This window comes from Streptococcus mitis, assembly GCF_000722705.1.
GTDB classification, from domain to species: domain Bacteria; phylum Bacillota; class Bacilli; order Lactobacillales; family Streptococcaceae; genus Streptococcus; species Streptococcus mitis_P.
This window is the reverse complement of record NZ_JPFW01000001.1, coordinates 1-26075: the sequence shown is the minus strand read 5'-3', so window position 1 is coordinate 26075 and position 26075 is coordinate 1. Positions and strand designations below refer to the sequence as shown.

Here is a 26075-nt window from a genome sequence, read left to right as displayed (position 1 = left end):
CTCTTTTATTCTCCTGAAAATTCACGCGCAGTCTGGGCAACTACGTCTGTTTCTAGCATGGTACGAATCTGGCGGATTGTACTATAAACAGCCTTGGCATCGCTTGAGCCATGAGTCTTGACAACAGGTGCCTTGACACCAAACAAGACTGCTCCACCAACATCTGAATAGTTGAGCTGTTTTTTCAAACCTCTGAGGCTATCCTTGAGAAGGAGGGCGCCTAGTTTCGCTCGAAGACCACCACCTGTAATAGCGGTCTTGAGCAAGCCCATGATTCCCATAGCTGTCCCTTCAATGGACTTGAGCACAGCGTTTCCCGTGAAACCATCTGCCACAACAACATCCGCAACACCATTCATCAAATCACGCGCTTCCACGTTTCCGATAAAGTTCAAACTTTCATCAGCCGCTAGTAATTCATAGGTTTCCTTGCGAAGAGGGTCACCCTTACTACTCTCTGTTCCGTTGTTGAGTAGACCAACGCGTGGTTGCGCAATTCCACGGACATTTTTAGCATAAAAGGAACCTAGAACCGCGTATTGATGGAGGTGCTGAGCTGTATTTTCCGCATTGGCACCGAGATCCAGCATGTCAAACCCCTTCCCATCTACAGTCGGCAGAGTCGACATAAGCCCAGGACGATCGATGTTCTTGATACGACCCACGATGAAGAATCCTGCTGCTAGTAAAGCACCTGTATTCCCAGCTGAGAGAACAGCATCTGCTTCACCCTCTTTGACAGCCTTGGCTGCCAATACCATACTGGCATTTTTCTTCTTCCGAATAGCTCTCGTAGGTTCATCGTCTGAATCAATCTTTTCATCCGTATGGATAATGCTGACGCGCTCTGTCGCTGTCAGATATTGCTTGATTTTACTTTCATCTCCGTAGAGTTGAACCTCAATGTCTGAAAAGTCAGCCAGGGCTTGATTGACACCCTCAACGATGGCCTGAGGTGCATAATCGCCCCCCATAGCATCTACTGCGATTTTTTTCATTTGTTTTCCTCTTTTAGTAATTGACCCCAGTCTGCTAAGGAATCAATAAATTTCTTTGATTTTAGGTGAATCCCCACGTACTCTTCGTAGAGCTGATCCATAAATTGGCGTAGCTCTTGCTTGATTTCAGGCTTGAGCGAAATGGTCTCCAAGGTCTCAAAATCAATGGCTTGAAATTGATTGAGTAGATAAGGGATATTGGGATTGAGATGGCAACGTCTCTCATCCTCATGATAATGGTCTGGGCAAAGGCAGGCTCCATATTTAAAAGAAAAGTCAAAAGCCTGACCAACCCGATGACAAAAGACACACTCATTAAAATTGAGACTGATTCCAAATCGGGTCAAGATTTGGATTTCAAAAATGTTGGTCAAAACCTGATAATCCAAGCCTGCTTCCATCAACTCCAAAGTCTTTTGCAAAAAAGCAAACAAGGGAGCATCCTGCTGATTGTCCTGCAAACTCGCATCTGCAAGAGCTGCCACATAGGTCGCATAGGCCATGACAAAGAGATCACTATTAATCTTAGGAAAGGTCATGACCTCATGATAGTCCTCGATGTAGCTGAGCCCGTCATCGTTGATTCGTAAGAGAAATCGTGCCAGCACCAAGGGTTGAATAACAGGAGCTAGCTTAGACTGACCAGCGTGTTTGACGAAAAACATGCGCTTGCCAGCCTGCTCTGTAAAAATCTTGACTAGCTTGTCATCCTCACGAAAATTGCGATTGTAGAGCACCAAGCCTTCACTCGTGATAGACTGAATCATGCTTCTCTCATATACTCCTCAAGTCGTTTCATAGCTTCTTTGATAGTCTCCATGCTGGCTGCATAAGACAGGCGAACATAACCTTCCCCGTAACGCCCAAAGGCTGCACCAGGGATAAAGGCAACAGCCTTCTTCTGGGCAAAATCCTTCAGAAAAGCAAAGGAATCTTGATTGTAACCCGCTGGAATCTTAGCAAAGATATAGAAGGCACCGTCTGGTTTGATAATCTCAAAACCAAGAGCAGTCATTTTCTCGATAATATAATCCCGACGCTGGATGTATTCCTTCTTCATAGGCTCTGCATCGTTTTTACCAGCCGTCAAGGCTTCTATCGCAGCGTGTTGAGCCATGGTATTTGCGGCAGTAACCAAATACTGGTGACTCTTGATTAACTGGGCTGTAAAGGCCGCAGGAGCGAAAATCAGCCCCAAACGCCAACCTGTCATAGCATGCGACTTCGATAAACCATTGATAATAATTGCCTGATCTCTCAACATAGTTCCCAGAGACACATGGGCTTCCCCTGTATAGGTCAATTCTGAGTAAACCTCATCACAGACAACGAAAATTTCATACTTGCGTAAAACAGCTGCCAAGGCCTCCAACTGCTCTCGACTATAGGTAATTCCTGTCGGGTTAGCTGGATAGTTGAGAATAACCGCCTTGAGCTTGTCCCCCTGCTCCAAAATGGCCTTTTCCAACATCTCTGGAGTCAAGACAAAAGCATTTTCAGTTGTGTCAATCTCGACAATCTCTGCCCCAACTAGATTGACAATCGGTTCATAGCCTGGATAGGCAGGAGCTGGCAAGAGCACCTTGTCTCCCTCTTCCAAAATAGCCGTCAAAGTAGCAGATAGAGCCTCTGTCGCCCCAATTGTAACCAAGATTTCATTTTCAGGAGCATAGTCCAGTTGGTACTTTTCCTTAACAAAATCACTGGCTGTCTGACGTAAGGTCAGCAGACCACTCATCCCTGTATAGTAGGATTGGTTCTGGTCAATCGCCCGCTTGGCCGCCTCCTTGACATGGTCTGGCGTTGTAAAATCAGGTTCCCCCAAGGTCAAACGCAAGACCCCAGGAATCTCCGAAATAGCCTGGTCAAACTGACGAATCAATGAAACTTGAATCTTATCTAACTGTTTATTAAAGCGCTTAGTTAAGTCCATAGATACCTCCTACTTTCAAAACGTATCTCTATTATACTACAAAAGCCCTCCGACCGCAAAAATACATGATAGAATAACGCTAGCATAACAAATTGAAGTGTGTTAAAATGAATTTGTCGCAACTCCACTAACGAACTTAGTTTGGAGGTGAGTTTTTGCTAATCTTCGTTACAGTTATTCTAGCACCGTTACTGATTACTATTATCGGTAATGTCATTTCTGAGTGGATAGTCAGAAAGTGGTTAGATAAGCGCGACAAAAAAATATAACCTGAGTTTAGTTTTAATGTAACTGGACAAAAAGAAATACCAGAGGTGGAGCTCTGGTATTTTTGTTTTTGCCAAGACTTCGTTACAGTTCTTGTAAGATTATTATTACATAATTAGCACTACTTGTCAAATAATTGTTAGCTCCACTTTCTATTTTACTTTTCCTGTTTACAGATCTATAATGGTAACAGATTCTATTTGGAGGTTTTTATGTCATTTCTATCCAAAAATGGAGCAGGCATCTTGGCCTGCCTTCTCATTTCTATCGTATCTTGGTACTTAGGAGGATTCTTCCCTGTCATTGGCGCACCCGTTTTTGCCATTTTCATAGGTATGCTTCTCCATCCCTTTCTCTCGCCCTATAACCAACTCGATGCGGGATTGACCTTTAGTTCAAAAAAATTACTCCAATATGCCGTTGTCTTGCTTGGTTTTGGTCTCAATATCTCGCAAGTCTTCGCAGTTGGGCAATCTTCGCTCCCTGTCATCCTGTCCACCATTTCAATAGCCTTGATTGTTGCCTACCTCTTCCAGCGTTTCTTTGCACTGGACACAAAACTGGCTACCTTGATTGGAGTGGGTTCTTCTATCTGTGGGGGCTCTGCCATTGCGGCAACAGCGCCCGTTATCCATGCCAAGGAAAAGGAAGTAGCCCAAGCAATCTCCGTTATCTTTTTCTTCAATGTCTTGGCTGCACTCATCTTTCCAACTCTAGGAAGCTGGCTTCACTTATCAAATGAAGGCTTCGCCCTCTTTGCAGGAACTGCGGTCAATGATACCTCCTCTGTAACCGCCACAGCCAGCGCCTGGGATAGTCTTTACCAGACCAATACCCTCGAATCCGCAACCATTGTCAAACTCACGCGGACCTTAGCAATCATCCCCATCACTCTCTTTCTCTCCTACTGGCAAAGTCGCGAACAAAAAAATAAGCAAGGCCTGCAACTGAAAAAAGTCTTCCCACTTTTTATCCTTTACTTTATCCTGGCATCTCTTCTAACCACCCTACTGACCTCTCTCGGTATGTCCAGTAGTTTCTTTACCCCACTCAAACAACTCTCCAAATTTCTCATTATCATGGCCATGAGTGCAATCGGTCTCAAAACAAATCTGGTCGCTATGGTCAAATCCAGCGGAAAATCTATTATTCTCGGAGCCATCTGCTGGATTGCCATCATTCTCACCAGTCTTGGTATGCAGACCCTTATCGGCATTTTCTAATACTCTTCGAAAATCTCTTCAAATCACGTCAACGTCGCCTTGCCGTATGTATGGTTACTGACTTCGTCAGTTTCATCTACAACCTCAAAACAGTGTTTTGAGCAGCCTGCGGCCAGTTTTCTAGTTTGCTCTTTGATTTTCATTGAGTATAATACAAAAGGTAGCCCACCAGCTACCTTTTCTTATGCTTCCTCAATCAAGCGTGTATGTTCTCTCTTGATACAACGATTCATCACGATGTCATCGCATCCACCAGCACGCAAGATTTCTTCCGCCTCTAGACTTTCAAGTCCTAGCTGCGCCCAAAAAATCTTAGCATCAGCCTTGAGAAAATCACGCGCCACATCTGGCAGAAACTCACTGCGACGGTAAACATTAACAATATCTACAGGAAAAGGAATCTCAGCGAGGCTGGCATAAGCCTTTTCACCCAAGATTTCGCCACCTGCCACCTTGGGATTGACAGGGATGATTTTATAACCTCGAGCTTGCATTTCCTTGGTCACTCGATTGCTGGTTGTTTCCTCACGGTCTGACAAACCCACCACAGCAAGGGTTTTACTCGTTGCTAGATACTGACGAATCACGCCATCACTTGGATTGATAAATTCTTGACTCATAGAAATCCTCCTTTTTCATCAGTATAGCATATTTTGAAAAGGCTTGCAGATTTTGACTACAAAAAAGGAGGACTAGCCCCCTTTTTATTTTGCCTCGTACCAGGTTGCCCCTTCATTCTCATCTGCGATGAGGGGAACACTGAGTTGAATGGTTTCTTCCATGGTTTGTTTGACCAATTTTTTCATCTCTGCTAGTTCCGATTTCGGAACTTCAAGGACGATTTCATCGTGCACTTGTAACAACATCTTGGTCTGATAACCACCTGCAACCAAGGCTTTATCCAGCTGAATCATAGCAATCTTGAGAATATCTGCCGCCGAACCCTGAATAGGAGAATTGATGGCAGTCCGCTCCGCAAAACCACGAATATTAAAGTTGCGCGAATTGATATCTGGCAACTCACGGCGACGCTTGAAAAGTGTCTCTACATAGCCCTTATCACGCGCCTCACGCACCACTTCATCCATATAGTTTTTTATGCCTGGAAAGCGTTCAAAGTAGGTATCAATGTAGGCTTTGGCCTCCTTACGGCTGATGCCCAGATTATTAGACAAACCAAAATCTGAAATCCCGTAAACCACTCCAAAGTTAACCGCCTTGGCATTACGACGGTCATTTGCAGTCACATCCTCAGGACGTTCAATACCAAAGACACGCATGGCTGTCGAGGTATGGATGTCCGCTCCCTCTTGGAAGGCCTTAATCAAGTGCTCATCCTTAGAAATATGAGCCAAAACGCGCAATTCAATCTGTGAATAGTCCGAACTGAGCAGCACACTATCCTCCCACTCAGGCACAAAAGCCTTCCGAATGAGACGGCCTTGCTCCAAACGCACAGGGATATTTTGCAGGTTAGGATCCACACTAGACAGACGCCCTGTCTGGGTCAAATCCTGCACATAGCGAGTATGAATCTTGCCATCAGCCAAAATCCAGTCCTGCAAGCCAATTACATAAGTCGATTGAATCTTGGCAATCTGACGGTAATCGAGAATTTTCTTAACAATCGGAGCAATAGGAGCCAGACGCTCCAACACATCAACCGCTGTCGAGTAACCTGTCTTGGTTTTCTTGGTATATTCTAGAGGAAGGCCCAACTTCTCAAAGAGAAGCACACCTAACTGCTTAGGCGAGTTAATATTAAACTCCTCACCAGCCAGTTCGTAAATCTCTTGAGTTAGTTTTTCAATAACAAGCTCATTTTCAGCCTGCATCTCAAGCAAGGTCTCTTTCTTAACCGTAATCCCAGCAATTTCCATCTTAGCAAGAACAAAGGCTAGAGGTTGCTCTATATCATAAAGAAGCTCTAATTGCCCATTTTCACTGAGTTTCTCAAGTAAAACAGGCTCAGTCTCTACCAAAACGGCAAGCTTACGCGCCAAATGTTCCAAGAATTTCTCGCGTTCAGGAATGGCCTTCTTGACACCCTTACCATAGAAAGTCTCATCATCGACCAAATAAGTCTGGCCATAAAGACTAGCGATGGTCGCAATTTCATTGTCCTCCACAGTCGAAAGGAGATATTTAGCCAAACGGCTGTCAAAAGCAGGCGCCTGCAAATCCACACCAAAGCGATTCAAGAGAACTTTAGCCTTCTTAAAGTCATACACTCTCAGAGGTGTTTTTTCTAGAAAATCCTTAAAAATCGGGTCTTGCAAAAGTTCAAGCTTGTCTGTAGCATAGAGCTTTTCCCCACAAGACCAAGCAAAACCAACCAAATCATCCGTATGGTAATTCTCACCAAAAAGTTCAAAATGGAAGATAGATTCTTCACTCAGCATATCTTGACTGACTTGGTCAACGATAGTAAAGTCCAAACTCTCAGCCACATCAGCTGACGATGCATTTAAAGCCTGCTTAAGCTGTTTGAAGCCCATCTCATCATAGAATTTCCCAAGATTTTCAACATCTGGACCACTATAGACCACATCCTCTAAACCAATCTCAATCGGTGCCTTGATATCAATGGTCGCCAGTGTTTTCGACAAAAAGGCTTGTTCCTTATCATTGATGAGATTTTCCTTCATCTTAGAAGCCTTCATCCCATCGATATTCTCATAAATCCCCTCGAGCGAACCATGCTCCAGCAAAAGCTTGATACCTGTCTTTTCACCAATCTTGGTCACACCAGGGATATTATCCGACTTATCTCCCATAAGCGCCTTGAGATCGATAAACTGAGTCGGTGTGAGCCCCATCTTTTCCATGAGATAGTCCGGCGTAAAGGCCTCAAACTCAGCCACACCTTTCTTGGAAATCTCAACCACCGTATGCTCATCCGTCAGCTGAATCAAGTCCTTGTCCCCACTGACAATGGTAATATCAAAACCAGCCTGCTCTGCTAGCTTATCCAGCGTCCCAATGATGTCATCCGCCTCATATTGAGCCAACTCATAGTGACGAATCCCCATATGATCCAGCAACTCACGAATGAAAGGAAATTGCTCACGAAACTCATCAGGAGTCTTAGCTCGACCACCCTTATAGTCCGCATACATCTCTGTACGGAAGGTCGTCTTCCCCGCATCAAAAGCCACCAAGATATGACTCGGCTCAACTCGCTCCAACAAATGACTCAACATCAACTGAAAGCCATAAATCGCATTGGTATGCAAACCAGCCGCATTCTTAAAACGGTCCAACTGCTGATAGAGCGCAAAAAACGCCCGAAAGGCCACAGAAGACCCATCAATCAATAATAATTTTTTCTTATCCATACACCCATTATAAAGGAAAGCACCAAAAAATACCATTGGAAAGAGCCAGACCAAGTATTTTTCAAACTTTTTCCGAATAAATAGATAGAGGCAGTGAATCTAGTAAACCTAGATTTAATACTCTTCGAAAATCAAATTCAAACCACGTCAACGTCGCCTTGCCGTACTCAAGTACAGCCTGCGGCTAGTTTCCTAGTTTGCTCTTTGATTTTCATTGAGTATAAGACTGTGGTATAATAGAAGGAGGAAATGAATGACTGTACGTCATCCGGGCATTAGCCCGACTAATGACTTGGTTGCTAAAAAAATCTTTAGCAATCCAGAAATCACTTGTCAATTTATCCGCGATATGCTGGATTTGCCAGCAAAAAATGTGACCATTTTGGAGGGAAGTAATATTCACGTCTTGCCTTCCCTGCCGTACTCGACACAGGATTTCTACACTAGCATAGATGTCTTGGCGGAGTTGGACAATGGCACGCAAGTAATTATTGAAATCCAAGTTCATCATCAGAATTTTTTCATCAATCGTTTGTGGGCTTATCTATGTAGTCAGGTCAATCAGAACCTAGAAAAAATTCGTCAGCGAGAAGGTGATACTCATCAGAGTTACAAACACATCGCACCAGTATACGCAATCGCTATTGTGGATAGTAATTATTTCTCAGATGACCTGGCTTTTCATAGCTTTAGCATGCGAGAGGACACGACAGGTGAGGTCCTAACTATCACAAATAATGGACAAGAAAATCATCTAGTCAAGATGGCTTTCTTGGAACTAAAAAAATACAGAGAAACCAGCAAAGATAAGGTTCGCAAGCCGTGGTTGGAGTTTTTCGGGAACAAACCCTTTACACAGCAACCCGAGCGAGCCATCAGCCAGGCAGACCGACTGCTAGACTATAAGAGCTGGTCCGAGGAGGACAGGAAAATGTTTAGTCAACTACGTATGCGCGAAGAACAAGCATTATTGGCTCATGATTATGCCTTGGAAACTGCTAGGGCAGAAGGGATTGAACAAGGCATCGAACAAGGGATTGAACAAGGTTTAGAGCGCGGCCGTGCTGAGGGGATTGAACAGGGACTGGAGCGTGGGAAAGTTGAAGGAAGTTTGTCTATGCTACTAAATCTAGTCCGTCAAGATCTTCTGACTTCCGAGGTTGCCAGCCAGCAGTTAGGTATGACTGTCTCTGAGTTTGAAGAACTATTGAAAGAACATCACAAATAAGAACTCAAAAAATACAGAGAAACCAGCAAAGACGAGGTTCGCAAGCCATGGTTGGAGTTTTTCGGGAATAAACCCTTTACCCAACAACCTGAGCGAGCCATCAGCCAGGCAGACCAACTGCTAGACTACAAGAGCTGGTCCGAGGAGGATAGGAAGATGTTTAGCCAACTACGTATGCGAGAAGAACAAGCCTTGTTAGCGCAGGATTATGTCTTGGAACGAGCCGAAGAAAAAGGTTTAGAGCGTGGACGAGTAGAGGGAGTTGAACAAGGTCTAGAGCGTGGGAAAATCTTTACCTTTCTAGATTTAGTACGCCAACATGTTCTAACTTCCGAATTTGCGAGTGAGCAATTAGGTATGACTCTCGATGAGTTTGAGGCGCTGTTGTAAATTTATAAACATAAAAGTGAACAAGACTGAATCATCGTTTTGTTCACTTTTTTCTTCTTTTTAACAGAACTCTCACTATAACCCATATCACAAAAAGAGAAGGCAACAAATCCTTCTCTTTTATATCTTCAAAAATTAGTTTTTACGTTTCACAAATGGAAGGGCACCAAGGAGCAAACCTAGGAATCCTAATGATGCAACTGCAACGTTATCTTTACCACCAGTGTTTGGAAGTTCTTTCTTATCTTCTGATTTTGCAGCTGGTGCTTGATAAGTGTTGTCTTGGCTAGTTCCTGCTACAGCTGGTGTTGCTGTCTCTGTAGAAGCTGGAGTCGGTGTCTCTGCAGAAGCTGGAGCTGGTGACTCTGCTTGAGCTGGAGCTGAAGCTGGTGACTCTGCTTGAGTTGCAGCTGGTGTTTGTGTTGGTTTGTTAATAATATAACGGTCACCTGGGTAAGGGCCACCATTATTTGGTAATTTAGGTTGCTCTTGTTTAGGTTGCTCTGATTCAATATAAGGAAGAAGTTCTGGCTGAACAAGTGGTTTTACACCATTTAAAGCAATATCAAGTTCTTCTTCTAATGCTTTAGTATCTTTTCCAGCAGCTTTATCTGCTGCAATTTGACTAGTTAAAACACGTACTTCTTCAAGTTCACGATCAGCAACATATGAATAGTAATCTTCATCCGCTTGATTCAATGCTTCTTCAGCATCTTTCAAATCTTGATCTGCTTGTTTTAAAGCTTTTTCTGCTTCCTCTTTTGATTTAGAATCTGTTGCAGCTGCTAATTCCTCTTGAGCTACTTTAACATTTTCTTTAGCTGATTCTACAGCTGCTTTAGCTTCTTCTCTGTTAGATTCAGCTTCTTTTTCATCATGTTTAGCTGCAGATAGTCTCTCTTCAGCATCTTTAACGTCTGTTTTTTCTGCATCTAAACTTTTGTTAATTTTATCTTGAACGTCAGCAGAAATTCCACCATTTACTGGTTTAACTTCTGTAACTTCGCCTGATTCGTTACGAACCAATTCAGCACCTGGAGCATGAGTAGGGGCTACAGTATCTGATTCTGTTTGGCTAGTTTTTACTAAATCTTTTAGCACATCTTCAGGGCTAATTTGATTTTCATCAATAGCTTTTAACAAATCCTCTTTACCGATAGCTGCTTTAGCTGCTAAGATCGCTACCTCTTTATTAGTAATCTTATCATTTTCATTGATAGCTTTTTCAGCTTCTTTTTCTAAATCTGTAAAGTATTCAGCAACATCCTCCTTAGTCAAAGTAGCTGCTTCTTCAGCCTTCACAACTGATGGGTGAGAAGCAAGGAAACCTGCTCCCAGAACGGCTACACTTGCTAAGCTAGCAGTGAGAAGTTTTTTCTTATCCATAAAGTATTTACCACCTTTAATATCTTTTTGCCATCATTCTACCATTTTCTTTCGGAAAAATCAAGAAATAAGACCCTATTGACAAAAAATAAGAGGAATTTCCTCTTATTTCTTTATTATATATACTAAACCCATTCACCATTGGCATTTACAGTGTAACCATCAATGGTTGTGTTCACAGCCAAAGCTCCTGATGAGTATGAGTAATACCATTTACCACTAACTTGGTACCAACCTGTCTTCATAGCGCCTGAACCAGCAAGATAATACCATGTACCGCCTTGGTTCAACCAACCTGTTTGCATAGCACCTGAGTCATTAAGGTAGTACCATGTTCCACCTTGGTTCAACCAACCTGTCTGCATAGCGCCTGAGCCGTTGAGGTAGTACCATACTCCCCCAACTTTTTGCCAGCCAGTCTGCATTACACCAGATTCATCTAGATAATACCATGATCCATCTTTAACCCAACCTGTCTTCATGCTATCTTCCGCATCATAATAGTACCACTTACCATCAATTTTATTCCATCCTGGCTTGCTACTAGCACGATCCGCTAAACGATAAGTCACACCGTCAATAGTGATAGAACCTGTTTTACGTTCACCTTCTGGAGTAAGGTAATGATAAGCACCATCACTATCTTTTACGAGACCAACTTTTCGGTCGCCATCATTTGTAATATAGTACCATTTCTTATTTGTATCTTGAACAAGACCTGTTTTACGGCTACCGTCTGCCAATAGATAATACCACTTGTTATCAATCTGTTGAAGACCTGTCTGTTGAATCCCCTCTTTAACGTAGTAAATCTTCTCACCTTTTGCAATGATAGTAGTTGGTTTAGAACCATCATCAGTAATATAGTAATCCTTATCACCTTCATTGACCCAACCAGTTTTCATAAGACCATTTTCATCAAAGTAATAACGTTTATCTTTGATTTCTAAAATCCCAGTCTTCATAAAACCATTTTCATCAAAATAATAAGTCTTGCCACCAACAGTCTGCCAACCTTTAACTAAATTATTATTAATATAAAGCTGGTATTTCCCAGAAACCGTTAACCATTTATACTCGTCTTTATCGATATTAGATCCTGTACTTGTATCTGCATTTGACCCAGTGTTGTTGCCTGTGTTTGCATTTGACCCAGTGTTATTGCCTGTGTTTGTACTTGACCCAGTGTTGTTACCTGTATTTGCACTTGAACCAGTTGTTGATGCTGAGTCTTTTACATAATAATGAACCCAAACTCTTCCACCATTATCAGGTTCACTATGGTCAAACTTATAACCTGAGATAGCTTTAGGTTCCTTGTATGAGTCGTCACTAGAAACATTAGGGATTTCAGCTGAACCATACGCGCCGCCTATAACTTTATAATATGTACGAGTGACAGCTGAAGGATCTGATGGTTTAGCTGTAGCTTCCGCAGCATAGACTACTCCTTGCCCTAAAAGAGCTACTGATAAAGTACTAGCTCCAAGTAATGTTACCCCTGCAGCTCCCACTGCTAAAATATGTTTTGCTTTCATTTTTTTACCTCTTTATCACTTATTCCGTGTATAATGTTACACCCACTCACCATTTGCATTTAGAGTGTAGCCGTCAATCGTTGTATTTACTGCAAGAGCGCCTGAACTATAGGCATAATACCACTTGCCACCTGCTTGGAACCAACCAGTCACCAGATCTCCAGAAGTATTTAGATAGTACCAGACACCATCTACTTTTGCCCAACCAGTAGCCATTGCACCATCAGAATGCAGATAGTACCACTTGCCACCTTGGTTTAACCAGCCTGTCTGCATAGAACCAGCACTATTGAGATAGTACCATTTACCAGAGATAAACTTCCAACCTGTTTGCATACTGCCATCTGCCGCTAGGTAATACCAGCTGCCATCACTAACCCAGCCAGTTTTCTTCACACCATCTTGGTCAAAGAAATACCACTTATCAGCGATATATTGCCAACCTGTACGTTTCTCTTCCACTTTTTCAGTTCCAGTAACACTATCGTCTTTTACAAACCAATGTTTACGAACTCCTTGGTCAATCTTAGTTTCTACAAAACGATAACCTTTAAATGTACCATGTTCAACTTCTTCAGCTTTTTTGGCAGCATTAGCAGGAAGAAAAGCTTTTAATTCTCTACTAGTTCCATCTGATTCCATTACCAACCAAGAAGTCCCTTTGACTGTATCTTTAAATGGCTTTACAATATCAGGCTTTACAGAAAGGCCATCTACCTTATCTCCTGTAACTGTCACTGCCGGCTTAAAGTAATGCTTTAATACCGTTCCATCTATTGAAGAAGTATCAAATTGATATCCTGAAAAAGTACCTGGAGAAGATGTTTCAGGTTTTGATGAATCGTAAGATTGCGCATTCCTTAAAATCTTTTCCTTTCCATCTTCCTGTTTTGTGACCCAAACAACTGTCGTATACACATTCGTTTCCGAAGCCTTTACATCGGCTGCTTTTGCGCCAAGAAGAGCAGCACTTGCCAAGGTCACACCTAATAAAACGTTTATCACTTTTGATTTCATTGGAAACCTCCTATTATTTTAAACTATTATAATACTTATATAAGATAAATGCAAGAAAAAACAGGAGATAACTCTCCTGTTTTATGTTTCATGTATTAGGATTATACCCACTCACCGTTTGCGTTTACGTTGTAACCGTCAACAGTTGTGTTTACTGAAAGGGCACCTGAACCGTTTACATGGTACCATTTACCAGAAACTTCAAACCATTGGCTAGCTTTCATAGCACCTGTTGATTCAAGGAAGTACCAAGTTTCACCATCTTTCAACCAACCAGTTTGCATAGCACCTGATTTGTTTAGGTAGTACCAAGTTCCGTTAACGTTTACCCAACCAGTTTGCATTACACCTTTATCGTTTAGGTAGTACCAGTTGCCATCAACTTGTTTCCAACCTGAAACAGCTTTAGCGTTTTCGAAGTATTTCCATCCTTCAGCTGTTTTAGCCCAACCATATTGAGCAGCTGCAGTTGGGTTACCGATTTTTGCAGCACGATCATCAAGTTTGTAAGGCAATGTGATAGTTCTGTTAGTGAACAATGAACCTGCATACTCATTTCCACCTTCAACTACAAACTCATCTACTAATTCAACTGCTTCTTTGAAGTCTGTTGCAGTTTTAGCAACACGGTATTGAATCACTTCACCAGCTTTGAAGACTGTTGGAAGTTCAGCATCACCTGATTGATTAGTTGTAGCAGTGAAGTATTCTGGTTTCTTTTCACCTGAAGCTGGTTTCAAGAAGAAGTCTACTTCTACGTTTGGAACTGGACGTCCACCACCATCAACAACAGTTACACGGACACGACGGTTAAATCCATGTGCTGCATCACGGTCGTAACGGATGTATTTAGCACCAGTTGCAAATCCGTAACCAAAACGGTTATGAGCAGTTGAATTATCTGCGCTGATAGCATCATGAGAATGATCTGGTTCAGCATTTGGTTGACGATATTTATCAAATTGTGAACCGAAACGGCTATTTGTTGTGTCTTCTGCTGAAACAGCTTGTACAGCACCAAATGCTGCAAGAGCGACTGCGCTTGTCAATAAAACTTTTTTCATCGTTTTATCTCCTTTGTTTTTCTTTAAAATATTTTTTCGTAAGACTATCTTACTACCATACAGTATATAAATATTTGCAGGATTTGTCAAGGGTTTTCTTCGAGTTTTTAAACTTTTTCCCTATTTTTTCAAAAAAAGGTTAAAAAAACGCCTTTGTGAGATGAAATACCCTTCAAATACCGTATCTCCCAAGTGAAAATCTCACAAATTGCTTAAACCCTGAGTCAAACCTCGCATATCTAATCTACATAGACAGTTGGACAGAACTCACTTCTATGGTATTATCCTATAACCCCTCCCAAATGTCAAGCAAAAATGGCAAGTATTTTGAAAATAACTCGCCATTTCATTAACTTTCTACCATATTAAACTGCGACCTCATAGCAAGGAATCAAACTCAGAGACAGTTATACCCAACTGCTGACTGGCAACCTCAGATGTCAGAAGACCTTGACGGACTAGATTTAGTAGCATAGACAAACTTCCTTCAACTTTTCCACGCTCCAGTCCCTGTTCTAAACCTTGTTCAAGACCTTCTGCACGCCCACGTTCCAAACCTTTTTCTTCAGCTTGTTCCAAGGCATAGTCCTGCGCTAGCAAGGCTTGTTCTTCGCGCATACGTAGTTGACTAAACATCTTCCTATCCTCCTCGGACCAGCTCTTGTAGTCCAGCAGTTGGTCTGCTTGGCTGATGACTCGCTCGGGTTGCTGGGTAAAGGGTTTGTTACCAAAAAACTCTAACCAGGGCTTGCGAACCTTGTCTTTGCTGGTTTCTCTGTATTTTCTAGTTCCTATTTGTGATGTTCTTTCAATAATTCTTCAAACTCAGAGACAGTCATACCCAACTGCTGACTAGCAACCTCAGAAGTCAGAAGGCCTTGACGAACGAGATTTACTAGACCTACTTTTAATCCCTCTTCAATGCCTTCTGCCCTAGCAGCTTCCAAGGCATAGTCCTGTGCTAACAAGGCTTGTTCTTCGCGTCTGCGCTGTTCACTAAACATTTTCCTGTCCTCCTCGGACCAGCTCTTATAGTCCAGCAGTTGGTCCGCCTGGCTGATGACTCGCTCAGGTTGTTGGGTAAAGGGTTTATTCCCGAAAAACTCCAACCACGGCTTGCGAATGCTATCTTTGCTGGTTTCTCTGTATTTTTTTAGTTCTAAGAACGCCATCTTGACTAGATGGTTTTCTTGTCCATTGTTTGTGATGGTTAAAACCTCACCTGTCGTGTCCTCGCGCATACTAAAGCTGTGAAAAGCCAGGTCATCTGAGAAATAATTGCTATCCACAATTGCGATAGCATATACTGGTGCGATGTGTTTGTAACTCTGGTGGGTATCACCTTCACGTTGACGAATTTTTTCTAGGTTTTGATTGACCTGACTGCACAGGTAAGCCCACAGGCGATTGATGAAAAAATTCTGATGATGCACCTGAATCTCAATAATAACTTGCGTTCCATTATCTAGTTCAGCCAAGACGTCTATACTGGTATAGAAATCCTGCGCTGAGTACGGCAGGGAAGGCAAGACGTGAATATTACTTCCCTCCAAAATGGTCACATTTTTTGCTGGCAAATCCAGCATATCGCGAATAAATTGACAAGTGATTTCTGGATTGCTAAAGATTTTTTTAGCAACCAAGTCATTAGTCGGGCTAATGCCCGGATGTCTTAAAGTCATTCATTTCCTCCTTTTATTATACCACAGTCTTATACTCAATGAAAATCAAAGAGAAAACTAGGAAACTAGCCGCAGGCTGTACTTGAGTACGGCAAGGCGACATTGACGTGGTTTGAATTTGATTTTCGAAGAGTATTAAATCTAGGTTTACTAGATTCACTGCTACTATCTATTTATTCGGAAAAGAGACGAAAAAACCTGAGAATTATCTCAGGCTTGGTCATTAAATCTTTTTCTCAATACTGAAAAGTGGAGAAAGTGGGCGTTTTTCATGAATACGCACGATAGCATCCCCTAATAGATGAGCGATTGAAATCTGCTCAATCTTGTCAATCAAACGCTCTTCTGGCAGATAGATAGTATCCAAAACAACCAATTTCTTAATAGCTGATTTTTGGATATTGTCCATAGCGGGACCAGAAAGAACTGGGTGCGTACAGCTTGCATAGACTTCAACAGCACCAGCTTCCGCAAGAGCATCTGCCGCATGACAAATGGTTCCAGCAGTATCAATCATATCATCAATCAAGATACAAGTCTTGCCTTCAACCTTACCGATGATGTTCATGACTTCACTAGTATTCATCTTATCAACGCTACGACGTTTGTCAATGATAGCAATAGAGGTTTTCAAAAATTCTGCCAACTTACGAGCACGAGTCACCCCTCCATGGTCTGGGCTGACAACCACATAGTCAGAACCAACCATGCCACGACGCTCAAAATAATCCGCAATCAGAGGAGCTCCCATCAAGTGATCCACAGGAATATCAAAGAATCCTTGAATCTGCGCAGCATGCAAGTCGATTGTCAATAAACGATCTACTCCAGCTACTTCAAGCATATTTGCGACCAGTTTTGAAGTGATTGGCTCACGCGCTCTCGCCTTTCTATCCTGACGTGCATACCCATAGTAAGGCATGACAACATTGACAGATTCTGCACTCGCACGCTTCAAAGCATCTACCATAATCAAAATTTCAAGCAGATTGTCATTTACAGGCGAACTAGTTGATTGTAGGATAAAGACGTGTTTCCCACGGATTGATTCTTCAATGTTGACCTGAATCTCTCCATCTGAAAATTGACGAACACTTGATTTCCCCAACTCTATCCCAATCTCCTGCGCCACACGTTTTGCCAATTCTTGATTAGAAGAAAGGGCAAACAGCTTTAAATCAGAAAAAGACATGATTTCCTCCGGTATATATGTATCGCTTGTGCTTTTCACAAGATTTTCCATTTACCATTGTAGCGCTTTTTGCACTATTTTTCAATCAAAAATAAAAGAAGGGCACCATATTTGTACCCTTGCATCATTCTTTTGAAAAATATTCTAGTTCATCAACTCATTGTGCTTCTCAACAAAGCAATAAGCCTGATAAAAACCATAAAGAGTAATAGCCGTAACCACTGGAACTGCTAAAGGCAACTCTGTCTCCAATTCCACAAAAGGGGAGTTAAACAAGAAGTGAGTTCCTAAAGCTAAACCTAGGAAAATAAGCCCCTGTTTCTTGCCAGCCATCTGCCCTTTATAGGCTCTGTAAAGCAAGTAAACACCTACTACAGCCAAACCTGAAAAAGTCCAGTGAGAGGCAATTCCTGAGATGATACGCTCTAAAATTCTAGAAATGGTAAAGTCAAATCCCTCTGGCAAATCCGTACGAATATAGCCAATATCCTCAATCATTTGGAATCCCAAACCAGAAGCAATCCCAAATAAAAACAAGGATTTTAATTTGCGCACAGGAATCAAAGCCAAAACAAAGACAAGTGGCAATAATTTAAGCGGTTCTTCTATCAAAGGAGCCACAATCGCACTTTCAAAGGCATTTAAAAAGGCACTATCTGGGAAAAGAACACCCAGCAAATCATGGATATAGGTATTCGCAAAGCTAGACAACCAACCTGAAAGGAACATCCCGCCCAATAAAGACAAAATCAAAGCATTCTTTGGCAATTCCCATTTTTTCCCAATACGGAAGAGGAAATAAAGAGCCGGAATCATGTAAAAGAGAGCTAGAAAGATAGAAACTCCCATGAGTCCATATTCCGCGCCTGACATCGAACCATCCGTATAGTAGATGGTTTCATACTGTACACCAATACATAGCAATAAAATAAAAATAAATAGAATACTGTTTTTCTTCATACACTTTCTTTCTAAATGAAGTGTTTATAATTCTACAACTGTCATACTTCCTGTATCCACATCGTAAATGGCACCAGAGATAATGACATCATCTGGTATTAGAGGAGACTCGATAAGGGCTTGCATGTCCTCGCGTACACTCTCCTCTATATCTTGGAAGGGCAAGAAGTCCTGGTCTGACACATCAACACCTAGTTCCTCTTTCAGATACTCTTGAAAAGAACCATTTTCAAAGGTCTGAGCACCACAGTCTGTATGGTGCAATACCACAATCTCTCTTGTCCCCATCTGTTGCTGGGAAATAACTAGCGAACGAATCATGTCCTCAGTCACTCGACCACCTGCATTCCGCAAGATATGAGCATCCCCAAGTGCCAAGCCCAGAGCTTGCGCAACGTGCAAACGTGAGTCCATACAGGTCACAATGGCAACTCTTGTTTTGGGTTTAAGTGGCAAATTTAACTGCCCATGTAGGGCAACATAAGCCTGATTGGCTTGCATAAACTGTTCAAAATACGACACGATTCCCTCCTAGAAAATTTGATAGTCAAATATTTCTCCTATCTTATCATTTTTAAGAGGATTTGTCACAGATTAAGCAAATACCTTTTTCAAAACTTCCTGGATCGTTGTCACACCAATGACCTGAATTTCCTTGGGTGGAGTGATTCCTGTCAAGGAATTCTTAGGTACATAAATCTTAGTAAATCCCAGTTTAGCAGCTTCATTGATGCGTTGTTCGATACGATTTACGCGCCGAATCTCTCCAGTCAAGCCTAACTCTCCTACAAAACATTCCTGAGGATTGGTTGGCTTGTCTTTGTAGCTCGAAGCAATGGCAACAGCAACGGCTAAGTCAATGGCAGGTTCATCCAATTTGACACCGCCAGCAGATTTGAGATAGGCATCCTGATTTTGCAAGAGAAGACCTGCCCGTTTTTCTAAAACAGCCATAATCAAGCTAGCACGATTAAAATCAAGTCCCGTCGTCGTACGCTTGGCATTTCCAAACATGGTCGGTGTTACCAAAGCCTGAACCTCCGCCAAAATCGGACGCGTCCCTTCCATGGTCACAACGATTGACGACCCAGTCGCTCCATCCAAACGCTCCTCTAGGAAAACTTGACTTGGATTGAGGACCTCAACCAAGCCACCCGACTGCATCTCAAAAATCCCAATTTCATTGGTAGAACCAAAACGATTTTTAACAGCTCGCAAGATTCGGAAGGTATGGTGGCGCTCCCCTTCAAAGTAAAGCACCGTATCCACCATATGCTCCAGCATACGAGGACCAGCCAAGGTTCCTTCCTTGGTCACATGCCCTACGATAAAGATGGCAATGTTATTGGTCTTAGCCAGCTGCATGAGTTCAGCGGTCACCTCACGCACCTGAGACACAGACCCCTGCACCCCTGAAATCTCAGGAGACATAATGGTCTGGATAGAGTCAATAATGAGGAAGTCTGGCTGGATTCTCTCTACCTCAGTACGAACACTCTGCATATTGGTCTCTGCATAGAGGTAAAACTCGCTATCAATATCACCCAAACGTTCTGCTCGTAGCTTGATTTGCTGGGCAGACTCCTCCCCACTGACGTAGAGAACCGTTCCCACTTGAGACAACTGGGTTGAGACTTGTAAGAGAAGGGTTGATTTCCCAATCCCAGGATCCCCACCTATGAGTACGAGACTTCCCGGTACCACTCCTCCTCCAAGTACACGGTTGAATTCCTCCATCTCTGTCTTAGTTCGATTGACATTGATGGAAGTCACCTCAGCCAGTTTCATAGGCTTGGTTTTCTCACCTGTCAAGGACACACGCGCATTCTTGACCTCGGCAACCTCAACCTCTTCTACAAAGGAAGACCAAGACCCACAGTTGGGACAACGTCCCAGATATTTAGGGGAATTATACCCACAATTTTGACATACAAATGTCGCTTTTTTCTTTGCGATGATAAACCTCTTTCTATATCTCTAACTCACACTCAATCACTTGGCAAAAATCAATCTTCTCATTTGGTACAAACTGACGCATGAGCATTCGATGGGCTACAACTACCACAGTTTGATGTTCCCGATACTTAGCCATGCATTCTAGAAAACGAGACTTCATCTTTACAGCTGTCTCATATTGAACAGGAGAATTTGGGAGCAACTCCCCCTTGTTTTCTAAAAACAAACATCTAGCTGTTTCAAAGTTCTCTATACCTGTTTCATAAACCTGCCATTCATGCAATAATGGCTCTACCCTCAAAGGAAGGCCAGTAGCACAGGATACATAAAAAGCCGTTTCTAAAGCTCGCGTCACTGCAGAAGACACCAGGATATCAGCTGAGCCAAACAAAGGATTTTTGCAAAGTTCCTGAGCTTGTTGTCTTCCTTTCTCAGATAAGGGTGCCAAATCTATCCCAAATCCAGTATAGGAACGCTCCTCTAACTCACGGTAATTTGGCTCCCCGTGACGGATAAAAATAATTTTCATATTAAGATCCCCATAAAACTATCCAATCTTGATTCCGCAATCTTGCCACTGCTTCAGTGTTTTAGAGAATTTCTTCTGGTTGGCAACTCCGACAGCAGACAAATCGACAGAAACCTGATAATTCTCCTTGGTAGCTGCCAAAACGGAAGCCTTAACACAGCCATTGCCATCTACCCCTATAAACTCTATGCTTTTAGCACCGTTTCCCTCTAAAAAATCTTTTAAATCTGGATTAGTAAAGCAAGAAGCCCGACGCTTCTCAAAGATACGAGAAGAGACAAGCAGCAAGTCGGTCGCAAATTTCTTCTTTCTGTCTTTTCTCCCCCGTCAAGGACACACGTGCATTCTTGACCTCTGCAACCTCAACCTCCTCAACAAAAGAAGACCAAGACCCACCGTTGGGACAGCGCCCCAGATATTTAGGGGAATTATATTCACAATTTTGACACACAAATGTCGCCTTTTTCTTTGCGATAATAAACCTCTTTCTATATCTCTATCTCACATTCAATCACTTGGCAAAAATCAATCTTCTCATTTGGCACAAATTGGCGCATGAGCATTCCGTGAGTTACAATGATAATAGTTTTATAATTTTTATATTTTTCCAAAGCTCTTAAAAAACGATGACGCATCTCTAGATCAGTTTCATAGCGATAAGGAGAATCTTCAGATAAACCTCCTTGATGTTTTAGATAATATTCATGAGCTACCAATACACTAGTTAAATCAGAGTTAGTGCCATCTAAGTCTGGACGCCACTCATGAAAAAACGGCTCCACAAATAAGTCCAATCCTGTTTCAACTGCTATATAATGTGCTGTTTCTAAAGCCCTCGTCACAGACGATGAAATAATAATCTCTGCCTTTCCAAAACATGCAGTTTTAGCAATCTCTTTTGCCAGACTGCGACCTTTTTCTGTCAATGGTGCTAAATCACGACCAAAACCACTATATAGTTGCGGATTTTCAAGTTTATCAAGCATACTATAATCTGGCTCCCCATGACGTACAAAGATAATTTTCATCCTAGTGCCCAGTCGATCCAAATCCACCAGTTCGAACGCCATCAGCCGCATCCCCATCTGCAATTAAGAAAGGAGCAAAGACAGCCTGAATCACACGTTCCCCAACTTCAAGAACAACCTCTTGGTCTGTGATATTCTTCATCTGAGCAAAAATATGCCCTTCATTCCCAGGATTTCCATAATAATCCCCATCAATGACCCCAACCGAGTTAATCAAGACCAAGCCCTTCTTACGAGGATTTGAAGAGCGATCATAAAGATAGAGAACCTCAGTCGGCTGCATATAAGCCTTAACCCCTGTCGGAACCAAGACAATCTCTCCTGGTGCAATAACTGTACGCACAGCAACCTTTAAGTCGTAACCAGCCGCATGCGCTGTCTCACGCTTGGGCAATAAATTTTCATCTGTAAAACTAGAAACCAATTCAAAACCACGAATTTTCATCATCTTCTCTTTTCTATTATCATTTATTCTAGATTATTCTATCTTATTTATTCGAAAAAAGCACGAAAAAAAGAGCACACAATTCAAATCGCTTAGGGCTGCTGGATTCCTCCCCTGACCCGCTTCACGCAGAACTGTTGCTCCACTATTTATTATATCACATTCCTATTCATTTTAAAAGCAAAATTATTTTTTCCGTCTATTTCTAAAAAAATCCTGCATGATAGCTGCGCATTCATCTTCCAAAATTCCCGTTTCAACCTCCACACGATGATTGAGACGCTCATCTGTCAAGATATCGTACAAACTCCCCGCAGCGCCAAATTTCTGGTTTTTAGCCCCATAGACCACGTTTGGGATACGAGCCAACCCAATCGCCCCACTACACATGACACAAGGCTCAATGGTCACAAAAAGCGTGCAATCCAACAAGCGCCAGCTCTCCTCACTCAAGTTCGCATTCTCTATAGCCATAATCTCTGCATGCATAACCGCTCGCTGCAACTCCTCACGAGCATTATGCCCACGACCAATGATTTCGCCATCCTTGACAATCACACAACCAATTGGAATTTCATCGTGTTCAAGAGCAATCTCAGCCTCTCTCAAAGCCTCCCTCATAAAGGCTTCTTTTTCTTCAACTGTATAATTCATCAATTTCCCTTTTCCTACTTATCAATTTTATTATTATATCATGAATCCCAACACAAAAAAAGCCACCGAATGCGGTGACTCTATAGGGAGATTATTATGAAAAAGAAAAGTTTAGGATATTTGTTACAACAAGTTAGGAGGTCTTCTTGTAACTGTCTATAGTATATCCGACCTATCTTAAACAAATCTTAAAAATCTCTTACGACCAAACACTTTCTAAAATATTTGTTTGTTCACGACCAGGACCTACTGAGAAAGTAGAAATACGAACGCCAACCAATTCGCTCACACGACGAACATAGTTACGCGCATTCTCAGGAAGATCCTCCAAATTACGAACTCCAGTGATATCTTCTAACCAACCTGGCAACTCTTCATAGATAGGCTTGCAACGTTTTAATTGCTCAAGACTAGCTGGATAGTAGTCAATGCGTTGACCATCAAGATCATAGGCCACACAGATTTTCACTGTGTCCAAACCACTCAAAACATCGATAGAGTTCAAAGAAAGGTTAGTAATACCAGAAACACGACGACTGTGACGCATCACAACCGAGTCAAACCAACCCACACGACGTGGACGACCAGTTGTTGTACCATATTCATGACCTACTTCACGAATACGTTCTCCCACTTCGTCAAACAACTCAGTTGGGAAAGGACCATCTCCCACACGACTCGTATAGGCTTTACATACACCTACAACCTTGTCAATCTTACTTGGACCAACACCTGAACCAATGGTCACACCACCAGCCACAGGGTTTGAAGACGTAACAAATGGATAGGTACCTTGGTCGATATCTAGCATAACACCTTGTGCACCTTCAAAAAGCACACGTTTACCATTATCAAGCGCATCATTCAAGATAACAGATGTATCGGTCACATATTTCTTGATTTGTTGACCATATTCGTAATATTCTTCAAAAATATCATCGAAAGCAATCGCTTTACTGTCATACAATTTTTCAAACAGACGATTCTTTTCAGCAAGGTTACGTTCTAAACGCTCACGGAAAATATCTTTATCCAAAAGATCTGCGATACGAATTCCCACACGAGCAGCCTTGTCCATATAAGCTGGACCAATTCCCTTGATTGTAGTCCCAATCTTATTGTCACCCTTGGCCTCTTCTTGCAAACGATCCAACTCGATATGATAGGGCAAAATAACATGCGCACGATCAGAAATACGCAAGTTATCAGTTGTCACACCTTCCTCATGAAGATAGCTCAACTCTTTCACAAGAGATTTAGGATTTACAACCATACCATTGCCAATAACAGAGATTTTTTCAGGGAAGAAAATCCCAGATGGAATCAAGTGCAACTTAAATTTCTTACCATCAATCACAATCGTGTGACCTGCATTATCACCACCTTGGTAACGTGCAATCACTTCTGCATTCGCTGAAAGGAAGTCTGTAATCTTCCCTTTACCTTCATCACCCCATTGGGTACCTACAACAACAACTGAAGTCATAATCTTGTCTGAGCTCTCAGGCTCTTCCTTTCTCACATACATGGCAGGAATCTCACCCGCAATTATATCTTACAATTTATTATAAGAAAAAATCGCCTTTTTATCAAGAAGAAACAATAGAAAGATTTGCTATTTCCAACTATTAAAAAATGATTTAGAAAAATTACCAGCTATTTATTGTTATATTGCCATAAAAAAGTAAGTTTGTTCGGAAATTTACTAAAATTACCTCAACAAGAAATAAAACCCCGATTCATTATCATCTTTTCAAGATACAAACGATAAGCAACACGATAATGGTAAACAATAAAATCCCGATGATTCTCAATGCTATATCGGAAAAGATAATAAATCAAAAATTTAAAATGAAAATGTTCCCACTCCCAACTATCACCAAAGAAAGTAGCATACTCTTCTTCGATACTGTCATAGAAATCAGTCATCTGATCATAAATTCTTTGTAGCATAAATATATACTCCTTTTCTTTTTATAAGCTTATTCTAACAAAAAATTTTAATCATATATTATCAATTCCTGAATTGTTAAAATATCAAGCTCAACAAGATAAAAAATAGGAAAAGTTGACAGAATAGAATAAATATCTTATATCAAAAATAAACTATTAAATCCCAAAAAATAAAAAATTTCCTATAAATGATTGAAAAAATTATCCTTATTACAAATCATCCTGTACGGTTACCATTGCATTGAATCTTTCTCAGTTTAAGCTATAAAGTGATTGAATAGAAATGAAGCACTTAATAATTATTAAAAAGAAAAGTAACTATAATATTTGTAGTGGGTAAATCCCCTATAGATATTATGGAGCTTATTTTTGTTTAGAAAAAAAGTCCCATATGACCTATAATGAAAAGCCACCAAACCATCATTACAAAGAATCATATGGAATAATTACACTTTATCACAAAATTACTAGACCTTACAGACCCTAATTTCTAAATTATGGATATCATCAATAGGGGGACACATAAGGAAATCATCGCTAAACTGGACTACGACGCCCCATCTTGCCCTGATTGCGGAAGTTAAATGAAGAAATATGACTTTCAAAAACATTCTAAGATTCCTTACCTCGAAACGACTGGTATGTCTACTAGAAATCTTCTAATAAAGCGACGTTTTAAGTGCTATCAGTGTTAGAAAATGATGGTAGCTGAGACTTCTATCATCAAGAAAAATATCACTTGTCATTAGGGGCAAGACAGATTATTAATTACATAACAAAAAAAGAGGTCGAAACCTCCTTTAATTAACTACTCCGCCAGTAGGACTCGAACCTACGACATCATGATTAACAGTCATGCGCTACTACCAACTGAGCTATGGCGGAATAAAGCTAAGCGACTTCCATATCTCACAGGGGGCAACCCCCAACTACTTCCGGCGTTCTAGGGCTTAACTTCTGTGTTCGGCATGGGTACAGGTGTATCTCCTAGGCTATCGTCACTTAACTCTGAGTAATACCTACTCAAAATTGAATATCTATTCAAACCAAGAAAACCTCTCGCTTTCATATTCTCAGTTACTTTGGATAAGTCCTCGAGCTATTAGTATTAGTCCGCTACATGTGTCGCCACACTTCCACTTCTAACCTATCTACCTGATCATCTCTCAGGGCTCTTACTGATATAAAATCATGGGAAATCTCATCTTGAGGTGGGTTTCACACTTAGATGCTTTCAGCGTTTATCCCTTCCCTACATAGCTACCCAGCGATGCCTTTGGCAAGACAACTGGTA

The 26075-nt window shown here is 41.6% G+C and carries 21 protein-coding genes, 1 tRNA gene, 2 rRNA genes, 1 other RNA gene and 6 pseudogenes; 4 read left to right on the top strand and 27 right to left on the bottom strand.

Annotated elements, in window-relative coordinates; genetic code table 11:
- Positions 1-5: 5 nt before the first annotated feature.
- From plsX to SK642_RS00135, 3 genes are read right to left on the bottom strand one after another with little or no spacing between them, the layout of a single operon-like run.
- Complete coding sequence (gene plsX, locus SK642_RS00145; protein ID WP_020900475.1) at positions 6-998, bottom strand: phosphate acyltransferase PlsX; 993 nt, start codon at positions 996-998, stop codon at positions 6-8.
- On the bottom strand, positions 995-1765 hold the full coding sequence (recO, locus tag SK642_RS00140) for a DNA repair protein RecO (protein WP_033682863.1): 771 nt from the start codon (positions 1763-1765) through the stop codon (positions 995-997). Before recO ends, plsX begins: the two co-directional genes overlap by 4 nt.
- Positions 1762-2931 (bottom strand): pyridoxal phosphate-dependent aminotransferase, encoded by a 1170-nt coding sequence (locus SK642_RS00135; RefSeq protein ID WP_033682862.1) that lies wholly within the window; start codon positions 2929-2931, stop codon positions 1762-1764. The genes recO and SK642_RS00135 overlap by 4 nt, the downstream gene beginning before the upstream one ends.
- Before the next feature lie 479 nt (positions 2932-3410).
- Between SK642_RS00135 and SK642_RS00130 the strand changes: the two genes are divergently transcribed.
- Complete coding sequence (locus SK642_RS00130) at positions 3411-4421, top strand: YeiH family protein (RefSeq protein WP_033682861.1); 1011 nt, start codon at positions 3411-3413, stop codon at positions 4419-4421.
- A gap of 182 nt (positions 4422-4603) precedes the next feature.
- Here SK642_RS00130 and SK642_RS00120 read toward each other — a convergent pair whose 3' ends face one another.
- Positions 4604-5041, bottom strand: coding sequence for a CoA-binding protein (locus tag SK642_RS00120; RefSeq protein ID WP_000076488.1), 438 nt, complete (start codon positions 5039-5041; stop codon positions 4604-4606).
- 84 nt (positions 5042-5125) lie between these two features.
- Positions 5126-7759 carry a DNA polymerase I gene (polA, locus tag SK642_RS00115; protein WP_033682951.1) on the bottom strand — a complete coding sequence of 878 codons (2634 nt, stop codon included), beginning with the start codon at positions 7757-7759 and terminating at the stop codon, positions 5126-5128.
- A 253-nt stretch (positions 7760-8012) separates the two neighbouring features.
- Here polA and SK642_RS00110 point away from each other — a divergent pair, with 253 nt between their 5' ends.
- Entirely contained in the window at positions 8013-8987 is a 975-nt protein-coding gene (locus tag SK642_RS00110) for an Rpn family recombination-promoting nuclease/putative transposase (protein ID WP_033682859.1), read from the top strand.
- Positions 8988-9377: pseudogene (locus tag SK642_RS00105) on the top strand (hypothetical protein); the annotation flags it as partial.
- Between the two features lie 135 nt (positions 9378-9512).
- On the opposite strand, the gene SK642_RS09780 reads toward SK642_RS00105, so the two are convergent.
- The 19 genes and pseudogenes from SK642_RS09780 to comW form a co-directional block, all read right to left on the bottom strand.
- A complete protein-coding gene (locus SK642_RS09780) occupies positions 9513-10763 on the bottom strand; it encodes an LPXTG cell wall anchor domain-containing protein (protein ID WP_080708874.1) in 1251 nt (416 codons plus the stop codon).
- 125 nt (positions 10764-10888) lie between these two features.
- Positions 10889-12301 (bottom strand): hypothetical protein, encoded by a 1413-nt coding sequence (locus tag SK642_RS11085; protein ID WP_033682857.1) that lies wholly within the window; start codon positions 12299-12301, stop codon positions 10889-10891.
- A gap of 36 nt (positions 12302-12337) precedes the next feature.
- Complete coding sequence (locus tag SK642_RS11080; protein ID WP_051734054.1) at positions 12338-13318, bottom strand: N-acetylmuramoyl-L-alanine amidase family protein; 981 nt, start codon at positions 13316-13318, stop codon at positions 12338-12340.
- 101 nt (positions 13319-13419) lie between these two features.
- A pseudogene (locus SK642_RS10790) lies at positions 13420-13713 on the bottom strand (choline-binding protein); the annotation flags it as partial.
- 1047 nt (positions 13714-14760) lie between these two features.
- Positions 14761-15168, bottom strand: a pseudogene (locus tag SK642_RS10785) (hypothetical protein); the annotation flags it as partial.
- Between the two features lie 5 nt (positions 15169-15173).
- Positions 15174-16064 carry an Rpn family recombination-promoting nuclease/putative transposase gene (locus SK642_RS00075; protein ID WP_033682854.1) on the bottom strand — a complete coding sequence of 297 codons (891 nt, stop codon included), beginning with the start codon at positions 16062-16064 and terminating at the stop codon, positions 15174-15176.
- A gap of 223 nt (positions 16065-16287) precedes the next feature.
- A complete protein-coding gene (locus SK642_RS00070) occupies positions 16288-17256 on the bottom strand; it encodes a ribose-phosphate diphosphokinase (protein ID WP_033682853.1) in 969 nt (322 codons plus the stop codon).
- A gap of 144 nt (positions 17257-17400) precedes the next feature.
- Positions 17401-18216, bottom strand: a complete 816-nt coding sequence (locus SK642_RS00065) for a PrsW family intramembrane metalloprotease (RefSeq protein ID WP_033682852.1) — start codon at positions 18214-18216, stop codon at positions 17401-17403.
- Between the two features lie 24 nt (positions 18217-18240).
- Positions 18241-18738: a beta-class carbonic anhydrase gene (locus tag SK642_RS00060; RefSeq protein ID WP_033682851.1), complete on the bottom strand. Its 498-nt coding sequence runs from the start codon at positions 18736-18738 to the stop codon at positions 18241-18243.
- Positions 18739-18810: 72 nt separating this feature from the next.
- Entirely contained in the window at positions 18811-20175 is a 1365-nt protein-coding gene (gene radA, locus SK642_RS00055; protein ID WP_152548292.1) for a DNA repair protein RadA, read from the bottom strand.
- A gap of 10 nt (positions 20176-20185) precedes the next feature.
- Positions 20186-20701: a histidine phosphatase family protein gene (locus tag SK642_RS00050; protein ID WP_033682850.1), complete on the bottom strand. Its 516-nt coding sequence runs from the start codon at positions 20699-20701 to the stop codon at positions 20186-20188.
- Positions 20702-20719: 18 nt separating this feature from the next.
- Positions 20720-21022 (bottom strand): annotated as a pseudogene (locus SK642_RS00045) (isochorismatase family protein); the annotation flags it as partial.
- A pseudogene (locus tag SK642_RS10435) lies at positions 21018-21179 on the bottom strand (DNA repair protein RadA); the annotation flags it as partial. The pseudogenes SK642_RS10435 and SK642_RS00045, both read right to left, overlap by 5 nt.
- A gap of 10 nt (positions 21180-21189) precedes the next feature.
- Positions 21190-21729 (bottom strand): histidine phosphatase family protein, encoded by a 540-nt coding sequence (locus tag SK642_RS00040; RefSeq protein WP_033682849.1) that lies wholly within the window; start codon positions 21727-21729, stop codon positions 21190-21192.
- A 1-nt stretch (position 21730) separates the two neighbouring features.
- The gene (locus tag SK642_RS00035) at positions 21731-22174 is read right to left on the bottom strand and encodes a dUTP diphosphatase (RefSeq protein WP_033682848.1); all 444 of its coding nucleotides are present in this window, start codon (positions 22172-22174) and stop codon (positions 21731-21733) included.
- A gap of 56 nt (positions 22175-22230) precedes the next feature.
- Positions 22231-22328, bottom strand: an RNA gene (gene ffs, locus SK642_RS09760) — signal recognition particle sRNA small type.
- A gap of 32 nt (positions 22329-22360) precedes the next feature.
- Positions 22361-22828 (bottom strand): tRNA adenosine(34) deaminase TadA, encoded by a 468-nt coding sequence (gene tadA / locus SK642_RS00030; RefSeq protein ID WP_033682847.1) that lies wholly within the window; start codon positions 22826-22828, stop codon positions 22361-22363.
- Positions 22829-23027: 199 nt separating this feature from the next.
- Complete coding sequence (locus tag SK642_RS00025) at positions 23028-24314, bottom strand: adenylosuccinate synthase (protein ID WP_033682846.1); 1287 nt, start codon at positions 24312-24314, stop codon at positions 23028-23030.
- A 230-nt stretch (positions 24315-24544) separates the two neighbouring features.
- Entirely contained in the window at positions 24545-24781 is a 237-nt protein-coding gene (gene comW / locus SK642_RS00020) for a sigma(X)-activator ComW (RefSeq protein WP_033682845.1), read from the bottom strand.
- Positions 24782-25278: 497 nt separating this feature from the next.
- Here comW and SK642_RS09755 point away from each other — a divergent pair.
- Positions 25279-25473: pseudogene (locus SK642_RS09755) on the top strand (transposase family protein); the annotation flags it as partial.
- A gap of 119 nt (positions 25474-25592) precedes the next feature.
- On the opposite strand, the gene SK642_RS00015 reads toward SK642_RS09755, so the two are convergent.
- The 3 genes from SK642_RS00015 to SK642_RS00005 all read right to left on the bottom strand — a co-directional run.
- Positions 25593-25666: transfer RNA gene (locus tag SK642_RS00015), tRNA-Asn, on the bottom strand.
- A 5-nt stretch (positions 25667-25671) separates the two neighbouring features.
- Positions 25672-25787, bottom strand: a 5S ribosomal RNA gene (gene rrf, locus SK642_RS00010).
- 76 nt (positions 25788-25863) lie between these two features.
- Positions 25864-26075, bottom strand: a 23S ribosomal RNA gene (locus SK642_RS00005); the annotation flags it as partial.

What these genes read in the sequence shown, in the direction of transcription:
- plsX (WP_020900475.1), bottom strand. Translation starts at nt 998, where the DNA reads ATGAAAAAAATCGCAGTAGATGCTATGGGGGGCGATTATGCACCTCAG.
- recO (WP_033682863.1), bottom strand. Translation starts at nt 1,765, where the DNA reads ATGATTCAGTCTATCACGAGTGAAGGCTTGGTGCTCTACAATCGCAAT.
- SK642_RS00135 (WP_033682862.1), bottom strand. Translation starts at nt 2,931, where the DNA reads ATGGACTTAACTAAGCGCTTTAATAAACAGTTAGATAAGATTCAAGTT.
- SK642_RS00130 (WP_033682861.1), top strand. Translation starts at nt 3,411, where the DNA reads ATGTCATTTCTATCCAAAAATGGAGCAGGCATCTTGGCCTGCCTTCTC.
- SK642_RS00120 (WP_000076488.1), bottom strand. Translation starts at nt 5,041, where the DNA reads ATGAGTCAAGAATTTATCAATCCAAGTGATGGCGTGATTCGTCAGTAT.
- polA (WP_033682951.1), bottom strand. Translation starts at nt 7,759, where the DNA reads ATGGATAAGAAAAAATTATTATTGATTGATGGGTCTTCTGTGGCCTTT.
- SK642_RS00110 (WP_033682859.1), top strand. Translation starts at nt 8,013, where the DNA reads ATGACTGTACGTCATCCGGGCATTAGCCCGACTAATGACTTGGTTGCT.
- SK642_RS09780 (WP_080708874.1), bottom strand. Translation starts at nt 10,763, where the DNA reads ATGGATAAGAAAAAACTTCTCACTGCTAGCTTAGCAAGTGTAGCCGTT.
- SK642_RS11085 (WP_033682857.1), bottom strand. Translation starts at nt 12,301, where the DNA reads ATGAAAGCAAAACATATTTTAGCAGTGGGAGCTGCAGGGGTAACATTA.
- SK642_RS11080 (WP_051734054.1), bottom strand. Translation starts at nt 13,318, where the DNA reads ATGAAATCAAAAGTGATAAACGTTTTATTAGGTGTGACCTTGGCAAGT.
- SK642_RS00075 (WP_033682854.1), bottom strand. Translation starts at nt 16,064, where the DNA reads ATGACTTTAAGACATCCGGGCATTAGCCCGACTAATGACTTGGTTGCT.
- SK642_RS00070 (WP_033682853.1), bottom strand. Translation starts at nt 17,256, where the DNA reads ATGTCTTTTTCTGATTTAAAGCTGTTTGCCCTTTCTTCTAATCAAGAA.
- SK642_RS00065 (WP_033682852.1), bottom strand. Translation starts at nt 18,216, where the DNA reads ATGAAGAAAAACAGTATTCTATTTATTTTTATTTTATTGCTATGTATT.
- SK642_RS00050 (WP_033682850.1), bottom strand. Translation starts at nt 20,701, where the DNA reads ATGAAAATTATTTTTATCCGTCACGGGGAGCCAAATTACCGTGAGTTA.
- SK642_RS00040 (WP_033682849.1), bottom strand. Translation starts at nt 21,729, where the DNA reads ATGAAAATTATCTTTGTACGTCATGGGGAGCCAGATTATAGTATGCTT.
- SK642_RS00035 (WP_033682848.1), bottom strand. Translation starts at nt 22,174, where the DNA reads ATGAAAATTCGTGGTTTTGAATTGGTTTCTAGTTTTACAGATGAAAAT.
- tadA (WP_033682847.1), bottom strand. Translation starts at nt 22,828, where the DNA reads ATGAATTATACAGTTGAAGAAAAAGAAGCCTTTATGAGGGAGGCTTTG.
- SK642_RS00025 (WP_033682846.1), bottom strand. Translation starts at nt 24,314, where the DNA reads ATGACTTCAGTTGTTGTTGTAGGTACCCAATGGGGTGATGAAGGTAAA.
- comW (WP_033682845.1), bottom strand. Translation starts at nt 24,781, where the DNA reads ATGCTACAAAGAATTTATGATCAGATGACTGATTTCTATGACAGTATC.